An 11,657-nucleotide genomic window follows, 5' to 3' on the forward strand; every position below is an offset into this window, starting at 1 on the left:
AAATGTCAGTGGCCCGGGCCCGGAAGCGCGCCCGGGGCAACTGTTATTCCTCCAGACCGGACGGAGGCTCCGCAGGCAACGCCTCATGATGGGGGCGGCCATGGGTCCGGCGGCGTTCCTTCATTTCAGCCTCAAACAAGTGTTTTTTCCCACCGGCCAGCTCCTGCCGGACCTCAGCCTCGGCGGTCTTGAAGTCGCTGTAGTAGCCGTCGTCGTATTCCTCCACCACCTGAAACGTCCAGCGCCCGTGGATCACATTGCGGCCCACGATCTCGCTGTCCAGGCGTTGGGCGGTTTCCTCGTGTCCGGCGTCGCGGAGCATCGCGACGGCTTCGCCAAGAGCAAGATCCGCCGTGCCTGTCAAACGGTGGAACCCGTAGAGAAATCCGCGTGCCTGCTCAACGACTTCCAAGGCTTCCGAAAGCTTGCCCAATGCCTGGACGGTGGCATCGTCCATTCCCGGTTCTCGCCGGTGTGCATCATCGGGACCGTCGGCAGCATCGCTTCTCGCCATGAGGCTCATCTTAGTCACATGACGGGATAAATTTGCCGAGAAGCCTTGTACGTTGCGATTCGCCGAACGCGGCTCCGGATTGGAAATCCACTTGAGAGGAGTTCCAACGGGTTCCAAGAAAACTTCCAAGTCGGACTACACAGTTCCGGGCCTGTCACTCAGGGACGGTCACGGAGTGGCTGCCATCCTGCAGGGCAGGTTGCATGCATTGAACGATCTCCAGCTCACCTTGAAGCACGCACACTGGAGTGTGGTGGGCCGTGATTTCATTGGGGTTCACGAGATGCTGGATCCCCAAATTGAACTCGTGCGGACCATCATCGACACTACGGCTGAGCGCATGGCCACGTTGGGCAGCTCTCCCAACGGCCTGCCTGGTGCGTTGGTCAAGGAACGCAGCTGGGACGACTACGCCATTGGCCGTGCCTCGACCACCGAACACCTGGCGGCACTGGACATTGTTTATTACGGCGTCATTTCCAGCCACCGAGACGCCATTGCGGCCACGGGCGAGGTGGACGCTGTCACCGAAGACTTGCTGATAGACCAAACCGCCAAGCGTGAACTCTTCCAGTGGATCATGCCATCACATTTGGAGGACGGGGCGGGGACGCTGCACCACGAAAACGCGACAACCGAGACACAGGCTGCCGTGGCCGGCAAGAAGTAGAATTTCCCCTATGGGCTGGAGCCCTGTCGGCTGTTACAGTGTAAATCCGCAGTGCAAGTGTCAGATCTCACTCAGGAGGAAACATGGGTTTCATCGGATGGATCATTCTCGGCTTGATTGTCGGGGTTATAGTCAAGGCAATCATGCCCGGCCGCGTTGGCGGCGGATGGATCACCAGTCTTATTCTGGGCGTTGTTGGCGCGGTTGTGGGCGGTTGGATCGGAAACCTCCTGTTTAACGACGGCAAAATGGAATTCTGGAACCTCGGCTCCTGGATTTTGGCCATTGTGGGCGGCATTGTTGTCGCTGGCATCTACGGGGCAATCACAGGACGTTCAAAGTCCCGCGCTTGAGCAGTTGGCCACCGGCCAACCCCGCTGAAAAGTCGGCTCCCACTGACACGTTGAGGCCGACAGCACCATGAGGGCCGGAACCATTGCGGTTCCGGCCCTCAACGGTACTTGTGGAATCCGTTCATCGTGGCAACAGTAGATGGTGGAAGCAAGACCAGGTATTACCGGAAGACGGGCAAAGTGCAATGAAACTTCTCATCAGACTTTTGAGCATCGGAGTCAGCCTTGCCGCCGGCGCTGCAGCACGCAAGGCGCTGGATTCGGCCTGGCGCAAGGGCACCGGGAACGAGCCTCCCAAGGACACTGCCGACCTGCGCAATCCCTTGCCCGGTGTCTTGGTGTTCGCCGTTGTTACCGCCATTTCTGCTGCCATGATCAAGGTTCTGACGCAACGCCTTGGAAAAAAGGCAGCGCGCAAGCTCGGCCACAACCAGCCAGAGTCTTAGCTCCATAGGCTTTCCGGGCTGGGGCTGCTCGGCTGGACTTGCTTGGCACGACGGCATGGGCCCTGCGGATCGCTAGCCGTCGCTGGATCGACCAGGGTCGATCAGAGCGAGCCCGGTCGCCTGATCCAAGCGTTTTCGCAGGTGGGCCGGCGATTCCGTCAGGATGACCTCCATGGTGGGAAAGACATGGAGTTGTTGCAAATGCCCGGCCACCGCAGTTGAGTCGCGCCGACCCAGCACAATGTGGGCGTGGAGTGCAGCCTTGCCGTCGTTGTCTGCAATGTCCCCCAGGCACGAGGCAACCTCCATTTGTTCATTGAACTCGGTGGAGAGGTAGCTGCTGGTCTCCGGATCGAAATACCCCAATGTGGCACTGCTCGCGGCCCCAATTGCGCTGAGGCTCGCCGCATTGATGCGCTGTTCCGTCGCGAAGGCGGTGATGGCCGCGTGCGCTTCTTCGCCTTTGTCCAAAATGAGCACGAAGCTTCTAAGCCCGTGATGCTCGTGCAACAGGGTCCATTTCATCACGCACTTCCGTCCTTGTCGCTGTGGGCGATGGGATGTCTCGTCTGGATCAGCAGGGCGGTGCACTAGATGACAGGCGGCGGCGGCGGGACAAATGGGTCCGGGTGCTGGGGATTGAAGGGTTCCGGAACGGGCGGCACGGGCTCGTTGGGCTCGCGGGGTTCGGTGGGATCCGCGGGGGAATCGGGATGGGGCGTTGCAGGAGACGGTTCCGGAACGAACGGCTCCGGCTCGACGGGCTTGTGCTCATTCATGTCTGAGACCTTTCGTTGGCGGCTCATGCTCATGGCCAACCGCGGCAGGAACCGCGTGGGGCGTGTTCCGTCGGCAAGGCTGGTCTGTCAATTGACATGCTAGCGAGCCGACGGCGGTGCGTCCACAACTTCACGAACGGCCGCCAAGTCCAACGGTACCCACGACGTCGGACAGTGCCGGGCAAGCCGTACGGCACCAGCCAAATGGAAGAACCTTCCCCGGGCCCTTGTGGTTCGGCAGCGACGGATAGTTTGGCCGTTTGGAGCATGGATATTCTCTCCAGACCTCGGTAAAATCAGAACTGGCGGATGAAGCGGCCATCGGTCTGTGGAACACCTAGTGCAAGTGCAGCTGCGGTGACATGTGGCAGCTCGGCACCCATCGGGAGTCTCACGTTTTTCCCAACGCCAGCGCGGAGGTTTAACCATGTTTGAACACTTCACCACTCTTCAGGAAATCTTCCACTACAAGCTTGGCTCGGCCCTGACCATGGAATACGATTCCTTGGACATGCTCGAAGACATGGAAAATGCTGTCATGCGAAGCGATCTCAAGGAGCTTTTCCATGGTCACGCCGCTGAAACGCGGCGGCAAATTGAGAACTTGCACAACTGTTTCGCCCTGCTGGGCGAAGAAGTGCACCGGCAGTCTTCGCCCACCACCAAGGGTCTGACAAAGGAAGCCAAGTCCATCATTGGCAAGACGGACAACATGCTCGTGGACGCCGTCGTGCTTGCAGGGGCGCTGGAAGCCGAACACCATGCGACGGCCGTGTACGAAGCCCTCCTCATCCTCACCAAGGCCAGTGGCGCAACAGGCGTCGCCGAACTGCTGAGTGAAAACCTGGAGCAGCAAAAAGCCACCATAGAGAAAATCAAGGCCGCACTCCACTGGATCGCCAGAGCTGATGCCGAGGACCAGGAATCCCGGACGGAAGAAGAAGCGGAGCAAGCGGAGAAGGCTTCCAAGCCTGTGGTCCCAGTGCCGGGATACCTTCCACCGGGCACGATTTAGCAGGGCAGGCTCGCACCTGCCACCAAGGGACAAGGAAACAGGAGGCCAGGATGAAATTCTCAGTGGGCGACCATGTGAAGTGGAACTCGGAGGCCGGGATGGTCAAAGGGAAGATCACCAAGGTCCACACATCCGACGTCGATTACAAGGGCCACACCCGACGCTGCAGCGAAGATGAGCCGCAATACGAAATCAAGAGTGACAAGACAGAGCACATCGCAATGCACAAGGGTTCGGCCCTGCATAAAATCTAGGCGGCTCGGGACGTGTGCGCGGACTGTTGCCCTGCCGGATCGCCAACAACCACGAAAGGAGGTTTCATGCCCAAGACCGACAATCCGAGGGACAACCCGAGCCTGAAAGATCCTGAGATGTATGAAGCGCTGCGGGACGATGGCGCATCGCCACAAAAGGCGGCCAGAATCTCCAACGCTGCGGCAAAAGAAGGCGGAGCTTCAGTGGGTCGCAAGGGAGGCAAGTCCGGCTCCTATGAGGACTGGACAGTGCCGGAGCTGAAGGCGAAAGCCAAGGAGATCGGGCTCAAGGGCTACTCGACACAACGCAAGAACGAATTGATCCGGTCGTTGCGCAACTCGTAAGATCCCCAACGGGCGGCAGTTCCCAACGCTCCTTGCCACATCCTCTTGTCGCTCCTGCAAGGGAGTGGAAGCGCTCGTCGGCTGGACGCATGTAGGGACGGAGACGGTTCCTGACATGAATGAATCCCCAATGTCGCGGCGAATCATGTGGGTGACGGGCTGCTGCCCGGCTTTGCCTCCGGAACGGTCGCAGTCGGCTGACTGGCGGCATCCGGTTGTCCCTGATCCGGCGGCATCCCATCCGGTGGTGTTGTTTCGTCACGGCCCGTCCACGTCTTGATGATGGACCAGGCAACGGCTGTCAGGGGTACTGCCAGCAGGGCACCGACCAGTCCCGCCAAGGTTGTCCCGGCGGCCAGGGCAAGCAGGATGACAAGACCGTGGATGCGCAAGACCTTGCCCATCAGCAACGGCTGGAGGACATGGTGTTCGAGTTGGTTTGCGCCCACCAGAACCACGAGAACAACCAGTGCCGGGACCGGGCCGTTGAAGACCAACGCCACCACAACGGCCGATGTTCCGGCGGCCGTGGCACCGATAATCGGGATGAAGCCGCCGATGAACACGAATATGGCCAACGGCAGCGCCAAGGGTACGCGCATTATCGCCAGGGCCAATCCGATCACCAGTGCATCCGTCAGTGCAATCAACGCCGTCCCGCGGACATACCCACCCAACACGAGGGTTCCATGCTCCGCTGCAACATGTGCCTTCCTGCGCTGCCCTTCAGGAAGGAAGCCGAAAAGAAAGTTGCGTATTCTTGCTCCGTCCTTCAGGAAGAAGAAGAGGATGACCGCCATGAGGACAGCTCCAACAGCAACTTCACCGACAACGCGGAGACCTGTCAAGGCTTCAGAACCAAAGGTGGTGCTCAAGATGAATTTTTGCAAGGCGTCGCGCAAGGAACTGATCTGCGCGTCACTAACAGGAATGGGGCCGTGGTTGAGGAGCTTGTGCAACCGGTCGACGCCTTTGTCGGCTTGAACCGCAAGTCCGTTGGACTGCGACTGAATGAGAAAAACGACCCCAACCACGACGCCGCCGAACACTGCCAAGATGGCGACGAAGGAGGTAAGCACAGCCAATGCCTGCGGCCAATGGTGCCTGCCCAGCCAATGGACCAATGGACCGATCGCCGACGCCAGGATCAGTGCCAGGAGCACAGGCGTGACAACCAACGGAACTCGCGTAACGGCCCATATGACCACCGCTGCGAGTGTGATGATCAAGAGAGCCTGTACAGCACGAATAGCCGACCGGCCCAGCCTGTCGCCCCATATCACCGGCAGTCCGTGAGCCAAGTTCTTGGCGCGGCTCTTTTCGGATTGTTCCGTCATGCGTGCCCTCCCAAGCAGTCGCTCCCAGTTTGCGCCATGGTTCCGAGCGTTGCAATGGGCAGCTCTTCTGCGGAGTCGAGAGCTGCACTAACGCAACGGGAAGTTTTACGTTGAAGGCGCCGGGGTGAAATAGCTCGATCCCAAAAGATGACCAGCAGACCTCGCAGACGCGCGATGGTAGGGGAGGGAGGGTTTTCGAAGGGGCGATTTTGCTGGTGTCGGTCATGGCGAGTCCTTGACCGTCGGAGAGGTCCATCTTCTCTGCAGTGCGAGAAGAAGTGGGCATCTAGGTACCCAGCAAATCCGCCTGCTCGACTCGAGGCTAAATTTGTCAGTGCAAGATTTTCCGGTCCACGGAAATATGCCAAGATCGTCCCGGACTCAAAGTGAGACGAATCGGCATCCAATACTCCGGCTCCCACGTCTTCCGGGCGCTAGCCATCCAGCAGGCACAGCACGGGTGTTGGGATACAGGCGGCGAACAACTGCTCCGCTTCGTGCACGGGCAAGCTGGGTCGGTTGGACGCCCTGAATGGTCGCGAACGCAATGTCTGCGGACACGATGCAAGGCACATGGGAGCATCAGTGATGACAGCGGGAGTTTCTGGCGGTGGATCATCGCGAGAGAACCTGACCCGGCCGCAATTCGGGTTGATGCAGGCAACTGTCGGTATTCAAGGCGAACTCTCCGTTGCGGAAGAACTTCAGGATTTGGTTCTGGACAATGCCGACGTGGGCCGCCTTCTTTTGGAACTGTCCGAGTACTCTTCAGCCGTGGCGTCCAAGGATGCTTCGCTGTCCTCGGACCGCGCGGTGGCCGTGTCTCGACGGCGTCGTGCGTTGACAGGCGCTGGAGATACCAAGCGATCCCGGAGCCTCCATGAGATTCGGGGAAGAATTGGGCAAGGTCCCTGTCTGACTGCGGTGGAGGGTTCGCGGACGGCAGTGATGGCGGAGACGGCCACGGACTCACGGTGGCCGGAGTCATCATGGCCCAGCTGCGAAGCTCACAGGATGCTGCCTGCGGGGTGCTCAGCCGTGCCGCATCAGCCTGAACCAGAAGCTGCGGATCGTTGCCCATCAAGTGCTAGCACAGTTGAGCGAGGAGACCGTGGAAACGCACTTTGACGAGTAATTCTCGCCACCAGCCATCGCGGGCTCGACGAACACGCTAGTCCGACGGGGGGCGGCGTCGTTGCTTCTTCGTGGCAGAGCGTTGTTCCTTGGCGGCCCTGTGACGCATCTTCGAGCCACGCGAAGGCTTGGACTTGCGTCGCGGTGCAGAACTGGGGGCAAGGCCCGAGCCAACGAGGTCGGCCAGCCTGGCCAGCGCAATCTCGCGGTTGCGAAGCTGCGAGCGCTGTTCGGAGGCGGCGATAGTGATGGTACCGTCGATCAGACGGCGTTCAAGCCTGTCCTGCAGCAAGGTTTTCTGTTCTTCGCTGAGGACTGTGGAAGTGTCTATGTTCCATGAAACCTCGGCCCGGCTGTCCGAGGTGTTTACATGCTGCCCGCCCGGCCCCGAGGACCGGGAAAATCGCCAGTGGAGTTCGGAGGCGGGTACCGTGAGCGTCGGCGAAACCTCAAGATCCATGGAACAAGCATGCCACGAACCGTGCTGCCGGGTTTTTGGCCCAAGATTCCCGCAGCTCAATCCGTGGTAACACTTTTGACACAAAGATTGTAACGTTATCAAATAATTACATGACCATTGATAGCAGGGCCGCTTCCATTGCCCGCACCCTCCAGCAGCAGGCTGGCGCCATGCGGGTGGGGGAGAAGCTGCCCTCGGTCCGGGAGCTGACCCGTACCCATGGGGCCAGTGCAGCCACCATCTCCCAAGCCATCACCTCGCTGTCGGCACTCGGCGTCTTGCGTGCAGAACCCGGACGCGGCACCTTCGTTGCCAGCAGGGGGAGCGAGCCGGCCCCGGAGCCTGACTATGCTTGGCAATCCTCGGCCTTGGGCCGCACCCGCGTCGATGCGAATCGAGCCGGCAGGGTCGGCGGCGACGGTGCGGCCGGTCAAGTGCAGTTGTCTTGGGGCTACTTGGCGCCGGAACTGCAACCCTTTGATGAATTGCGCACGCTGGGGGCCCGCTGTGCCAAAAGCCACCGGGCCTGGACCATGGCCCCGCCTATGGGCCTGGAAGAACTGCGGCAGGCCTTTGCCGCCGGTTTCGATGCAGAAGCCGAAGATATGCTCATCATGCCCGGCGGGCAGCAGTCGCTGGTCTTTGCCATGCGTACCCTGGCCGACCCTGGAACCACCGTCATTACCGAGAGCCCCAGCTACCCGGGCGCCACGCTGGCAGCCCAGGCCGCCGGGCTCGGCATAGCGGCCGTGCCGTCCGATGCACACGGCATCCTTCCCGAACAGCTTGCAGAAGCCCTGGAGCGCACCCGCGCGAAGCTCATCTACCTCCAGCCCTGCTATGCGAATCCGACCGGTGCCATTCTTAGTCAGGATCGCCGCATCGAAGTTCTTGCCTTGGCCAAGCGATATGGGGCTTTCATCATCGAAGATGACTGGGCCAGGCATCTCTCCTTGGACGGCCGGCCGCCGCCGCCCCTGTTCACACAAGACCCGGACGGGCACGTGATCTCTATCGCGACCCTCACCAAGCCGGCAGCACCCGGCCTGCGCATCGGCGCTTTGGCCGCCCGCGGCCCGGCCGGCGAGCGGTTGCGCACCGCCCGCGTCGCCGATGACATGTGTGTGCCCCCATTGACTCAGGAGATCGCCTTGGGCCTGCTGACGTCCGGGGCCTGGCCGAGGCACGTCAAGCGTCTTCGAACAGGGCTTCGCGAGCGGCGTGATGCCATGGTCGCCGAAGTCGGCGCAGCGCTGCCGGGGGCGCGGGTGTCCACGGTCCCCACGGGCGGCATCCACCTGTGGGTGCGTCTTCCCGACGGCAGCAACACCACAGCTCTCACCGCGGCCGCCCAGGCAGTCGGGGTGCTGATAGGAGATGGCAGGCACTATTATGTGGACGAACCGCCGGCCCCGCACGTGCGGCTTACCTATAGTGCCGCCTCAATTGTACAAATCCAAGCGGGTGTACGCCGCATCGCCACGCTGCTCTAAATGTCCGAAAAATAGGTCTGCGCCCTGTCCACCCACGGCTGCCCTTGACGTTTCACCGGAGCCGGAGGAATCTGAAACTAGGCCACACTGTCGCAGGCCCGCGGGGGACCGCAGCGTGGCGGAGGAGAAATCATCATGGCCAGAACCAATTCCCGGTACGGATGGATCCGCGACCTTCCGGACCAACGCGATTTTCTCTTTGCCGCGCCCCACACCGTCCAGGCGAAGCTGCCTCCGGCCGTCGACCTCGTCCCAAAGTGCCCGCCCGTCTACGACCAGGGCCGCCTTGGTTCGTGCACAGGCAACGGCGTGGCCGGGGCCGTCCAGTTCGACGCACTCAAGGAGGACCTCGAGGATATCTCCGTTCCTTCGCGTCTTTTCATCTATTACAACGAACGCGTCATCGAAGGATCGGTTGACTCCGACGCCGGTGCGCAGATCCGCGACGGAATCAAAACGGTTGCCGTCCTCGGGGTGTGCGATGAAGCCCTGTGGCCCTATGACATTACGAAGTTCACGGACAAGCCCCCGGCGACCTGCTACACGGCGGCCAAGAAGCAGCGCGCCATCGTCTACTCGCGTGCCGGTCAAACGCTCAGCCAGCTGAAGGGGTGTCTGGCTTCCGGGTATCCGATCGTGTTCGGCTTCTCGGTCTACGACAGCTTTGAGAGCGCCGAAGTGGCCAGCACCGGGGTGGTTCCCATGCCTGCGGCGACTGAGAGCGTGCTGGGCGGGCATTGTGTGGTTGCCGTCGGTTACGACGACGCCCAGCAGCGCTTCACTTTCCGCAATTCATGGGGCGAGAGTTGGGGAAATGCCGGCTACGGCACCATGCCGTACGCATACCTGCTCAGCAATTCGCTGGCCAGCGACTTCTGGACGGTGAAGACCACCAGCTAGGACCCAGACACCTCTGGAGAGTTTTCGGCAACAGGGGCATGATGGGAGGGACCAAGCAATATCTCCAGCATCCGACTAAGGAGTTGACCCGACATGGACATGATGGGATTGGTAATAGTTATTGCAGTCATTTTGTTTGTCACCATCGTGATGGGATTCATTGCCACGTACGGCACCTACAAGAAACCCAACCACTAACGGACACTTGGCCTGCTTGGGCGATGGCTCAGACGGCTCGGCACCGCGCGGCATGATGTGCGCGCCGTCGGGCCGTTGAGTTCTTTTTGTCTGCCGGCCGCGCGGATAGCTCAAGGTACAGGCGAGGTTCGGGCATAAATGGCCTCGAATCCACGAGTTGAGGAGCGAAAGTAGGGGCATGGCGAAATCGTCGGATGGACAGTTGTGGGCCTTCGGGCATGGCGAGCGTGCCGTGCTAGCGGAAGATTTGAAAATCTTGGAGCCGCAGCAATGGCGGAGCGGGACACTGTGCGGGCAATGGGATGTGGAGCAAGTCGTCGCTCATCTCACCGCTGCTGGGAGTCTGAACCAATGGCAGTGGATGCGCAGCATGCTGCGCGCGCGCTTCCGGCCTGACGTGCACAACCAGCGGAGACTGGATGAACATCGAGGCACCACCCCAACCGAAACCCTGGACCTGTTTCGGCCCGTCATCAACAGCAGCATTGCGCCGTCGTCCCATACCCCTGCCTATTTGGGCGAAGTGATTGTGCACTCCCAGGACATCCGCCAACCTCTGGGGCTTCCCCATATGCCCAACATTGAGGCTCTGACCGTGGTCGCCGAGTTCTACGCACGGCGGAACTTCACGGTTTCCAGCCGCACACATGCTGCTGGACTGCAGCTCAAAGCCGATGATGGACCTTTCGCGGCAGGTGATGGTCCGCTGGTGACAGGGTCGACTTTGGCATTGGTAATGGCGATGGCCGGACGGGTTCCCCATGTTCGGGAGCTGGAAGGCACGGGCGTTCCAATGCTGCGATCGCGCATAGACAAACCCTCCCGCTGAACAGCGCTGGCATTGACATGACAATCCAGTTGCCTATCATGCATGTTCACCCCGGAAGGAAAGATCGACACCGTCGTGCTCCACTTCCCGAACTGTGCCCCTTGTCCTCATGGTTCCCAAGGCAGTGCGGTCAGCCGTTGGTCAGTTCAGGTGGATGTCAGTGGGGTCTTTTAGAATGGGTGTATGGATAAGTTGGCAGGGAGGCCGGGGTTTTCGGTTTCTGGTTCAGGGGATTTTAGGGTTGGTGAGCATGTTCGCCAGCTGTTGAATCTTGCCGGGGCGTTGGTGCGTTCGGCTTCTGGTGTCGGGGCTGTTTCCGGTGTGGTGGTGGAGGACGTGACTGCTGGTGTTGGGTTTTCCGCTGGTGGCGGGTTGCCGTTTGGTGTGGATTTGGGGGCGCTGTCTGATCGGGAGTGTCTGGGGTGGGCGCAGGACTTGGAGCGGTTGGCCAAAATTGGGCAGGCGATGGCTGTGCAGGTCGTGGCGGAGTTGGTCCAGCGCACTGAGGCTGGCCGGTACGCGGTGACGGGGGTGCGTGGGCCGGTGGATCTGTTGGTGCAGTCCTTGCAGGTCAGTGCTGCCGAGGCTCATCGCAGGGTTCGTTTGGCGGAGGCGGTGTTGCCGGTGCGGGATCCCTTGTGTGGTGTTCTTTCCCCGGCGCGCCAGCACGTACTGGGGGAAGTGTTCTTCCGGGGCGAGGTCTCGCAGGAGCAGGCGTTGTTGGTGTCGGGGTTTGTGGATGAAGCTGCTCGTTTGGCTGCGAATGGCAGGATTGACCAGGATTGCTTTGTTGATGTTGAAACGACGTTGGTGGAGGCCGGGCAGGGGGAGGATCCGGATTGTTTGCGTCGTATTGGCAACCGGATCATGAGTCATCTGGATCCCGACGGGCAAAAGCCCAGTCATGCTGATTTGGTGGCGAAGCAGGGA

At 60.6% G+C, this 11,657-nt stretch carries 15 protein-coding genes; 10 read left to right on the forward strand and 5 right to left on the reverse strand.

Annotated elements, in window-relative coordinates; translation table 11 throughout:
- Window positions 1–43: 43 nt before the first annotated feature.
- Window positions 44–514 (reverse strand): hypothetical protein, encoded by a 471-nt coding sequence (locus QMG25_RS10225; protein WP_283459913.1) that lies wholly within the window; start codon window positions 512–514, stop codon window positions 44–46.
- Window positions 515–605: 91 nt separating this feature from the next.
- Here QMG25_RS10225 and QMG25_RS10230 point away from each other — a divergent pair, with 91 nt between their 5' ends.
- From QMG25_RS10230 to QMG25_RS10240, 3 genes are all read left to right on the forward strand, one after another.
- Window positions 606–1,184, forward strand: coding sequence for a Dps family protein (locus QMG25_RS10230; protein ID WP_283459914.1), 579 nt, complete (start codon window positions 606–608; stop codon window positions 1,182–1,184).
- Window positions 1,185–1,267: 83 nt separating this feature from the next.
- On the forward strand, window positions 1,268–1,537 hold the full coding sequence (locus QMG25_RS10235; protein WP_283459915.1) for a GlsB/YeaQ/YmgE family stress response membrane protein: 270 nt from the start codon (window positions 1,268–1,270) through the stop codon (window positions 1,535–1,537).
- Between the two features lie 185 nt (window positions 1,538–1,722).
- Entirely contained in the window at window positions 1,723–1,983 is a 261-nt protein-coding gene (locus tag QMG25_RS10240) for a DUF4235 domain-containing protein (protein WP_283459916.1), read from the forward strand.
- Window positions 1,984–2,055: 72 nt separating this feature from the next.
- Here the strand turns inward: QMG25_RS10240 and QMG25_RS10245 are convergent, their stop codons facing one another.
- Complete coding sequence (locus QMG25_RS10245; protein WP_283459932.1) at window positions 2,056–2,508, reverse strand: PPC domain-containing DNA-binding protein; 453 nt, start codon at window positions 2,506–2,508, stop codon at window positions 2,056–2,058.
- A 65-nt stretch (window positions 2,509–2,573) separates the two neighbouring features.
- On the reverse strand, window positions 2,574–2,762 hold the full coding sequence (locus tag QMG25_RS10250; protein ID WP_283459917.1) for a hypothetical protein: 189 nt from the start codon (window positions 2,760–2,762) through the stop codon (window positions 2,574–2,576).
- 427 nt (window positions 2,763–3,189) lie between these two features.
- On the opposite strand from QMG25_RS10250, the gene QMG25_RS10255 reads away from it, so the two are divergent.
- The 3 genes from QMG25_RS10255 to QMG25_RS10265 all read left to right on the forward strand — a co-directional run bounded on the left by QMG25_RS10255 (window position 3,190) and on the right by QMG25_RS10265 (window position 4,376).
- Complete coding sequence (locus QMG25_RS10255; protein WP_283459918.1) at window positions 3,190–3,777, forward strand: YciE/YciF ferroxidase family protein; 588 nt, start codon at window positions 3,190–3,192, stop codon at window positions 3,775–3,777.
- A 50-nt stretch (window positions 3,778–3,827) separates the two neighbouring features.
- Entirely contained in the window at window positions 3,828–4,031 is a 204-nt protein-coding gene (locus tag QMG25_RS10260; RefSeq protein WP_283459919.1) for a hypervirulence associated TUDOR domain-containing protein, read from the forward strand.
- Between the two features lie 66 nt (window positions 4,032–4,097).
- The gene (locus QMG25_RS10265) at window positions 4,098–4,376 is read left to right on the forward strand and encodes a DUF7218 family protein (RefSeq protein ID WP_283459920.1); all 279 of its coding nucleotides are present in this window, start codon (window positions 4,098–4,100) and stop codon (window positions 4,374–4,376) included.
- Between the two features lie 143 nt (window positions 4,377–4,519).
- Here QMG25_RS10265 and QMG25_RS10270 read toward each other — a convergent pair whose 3' ends face one another.
- Both QMG25_RS10270 and arfB read right to left on the reverse strand, forming a co-directional pair.
- Window positions 4,520–5,713: an AI-2E family transporter gene (locus QMG25_RS10270; RefSeq protein WP_283459921.1), complete on the reverse strand. Its 1,194-nt coding sequence runs from the start codon at window positions 5,711–5,713 to the stop codon at window positions 4,520–4,522.
- Window positions 5,714–6,884: 1,171 nt separating this feature from the next.
- Window positions 6,885–7,307 (reverse strand): alternative ribosome rescue aminoacyl-tRNA hydrolase ArfB, encoded by a 423-nt coding sequence (gene arfB / locus QMG25_RS10275; RefSeq protein ID WP_283459922.1) that lies wholly within the window; start codon window positions 7,305–7,307, stop codon window positions 6,885–6,887.
- Between the two features lie 110 nt (window positions 7,308–7,417).
- Here arfB and QMG25_RS10280 point away from each other — a divergent pair, with 110 nt between their 5' ends.
- The 4 genes from QMG25_RS10280 to QMG25_RS10295 all read left to right on the forward strand — a co-directional run.
- Complete coding sequence (locus QMG25_RS10280; RefSeq protein ID WP_283459923.1) at window positions 7,418–8,800, forward strand: aminotransferase-like domain-containing protein; 1,383 nt, start codon at window positions 7,418–7,420, stop codon at window positions 8,798–8,800.
- Between the two features lie 135 nt (window positions 8,801–8,935).
- Complete coding sequence (locus QMG25_RS10285; RefSeq protein ID WP_283459924.1) at window positions 8,936–9,700, forward strand: C1 family peptidase; 765 nt, start codon at window positions 8,936–8,938, stop codon at window positions 9,698–9,700.
- 376 nt (window positions 9,701–10,076) lie between these two features.
- Window positions 10,077–10,727: a maleylpyruvate isomerase family mycothiol-dependent enzyme gene (locus QMG25_RS10290; protein ID WP_283459925.1), complete on the forward strand. Its 651-nt coding sequence runs from the start codon at window positions 10,077–10,079 to the stop codon at window positions 10,725–10,727.
- 183 nt (window positions 10,728–10,910) lie between these two features.
- Window positions 10,911–11,657, forward strand: a 747-nt coding sequence (locus tag QMG25_RS10295; RefSeq protein ID WP_283459926.1) for a DUF222 domain-containing protein, incomplete at its 3' end; no start/stop codon positions are given.

Source organism: Arthrobacter sp. H35-D1, from assembly GCF_030063185.1.
Lineage (GTDB): Bacteria > Actinomycetota > Actinomycetes > Actinomycetales > Micrococcaceae > Specibacter.

Coding starts and splice junctions, on each gene's coding strand:
- QMG25_RS10250 (WP_283459917.1), bottom strand. CDS start 2,762: ATGAATGAGCACAAGCCCGTCGAGCCGGAGCCGTTCGTTCCGGAACCG.
- QMG25_RS10290 (WP_283459925.1), top strand. CDS start 10,077: ATGGCGAAATCGTCGGATGGACAGTTGTGGGCCTTCGGGCATGGCGAG.
- QMG25_RS10240 (WP_283459916.1), top strand. CDS start 1,723: ATGAAACTTCTCATCAGACTTTTGAGCATCGGAGTCAGCCTTGCCGCC.
- QMG25_RS10270 (WP_283459921.1), bottom strand. CDS start 5,713: ATGACGGAACAATCCGAAAAGAGCCGCGCCAAGAACTTGGCTCACGGA.
- QMG25_RS10265 (WP_283459920.1), top strand. CDS start 4,098: ATGCCCAAGACCGACAATCCGAGGGACAACCCGAGCCTGAAAGATCCT.
- QMG25_RS10245 (WP_283459932.1), bottom strand. CDS start 2,508: ATGAAATGGACCCTGTTGCACGAGCATCACGGGCTTAGAAGCTTCGTG.
- QMG25_RS10255 (WP_283459918.1), top strand. CDS start 3,190: ATGTTTGAACACTTCACCACTCTTCAGGAAATCTTCCACTACAAGCTT.
- QMG25_RS10260 (WP_283459919.1), top strand. CDS start 3,828: ATGAAATTCTCAGTGGGCGACCATGTGAAGTGGAACTCGGAGGCCGGG.
- arfB (WP_283459922.1), bottom strand. CDS start 7,307: ATGGATCTTGAGGTTTCGCCGACGCTCACGGTACCCGCCTCCGAACTC.
- QMG25_RS10285 (WP_283459924.1), top strand. CDS start 8,936: ATGGCCAGAACCAATTCCCGGTACGGATGGATCCGCGACCTTCCGGAC.
- QMG25_RS10225 (WP_283459913.1), bottom strand. CDS start 514: ATGGCGAGAAGCGATGCTGCCGACGGTCCCGATGATGCACACCGGCGA.
- QMG25_RS10235 (WP_283459915.1), top strand. CDS start 1,268: ATGGGTTTCATCGGATGGATCATTCTCGGCTTGATTGTCGGGGTTATA.
- QMG25_RS10280 (WP_283459923.1), top strand. CDS start 7,418: ATGACCATTGATAGCAGGGCCGCTTCCATTGCCCGCACCCTCCAGCAG.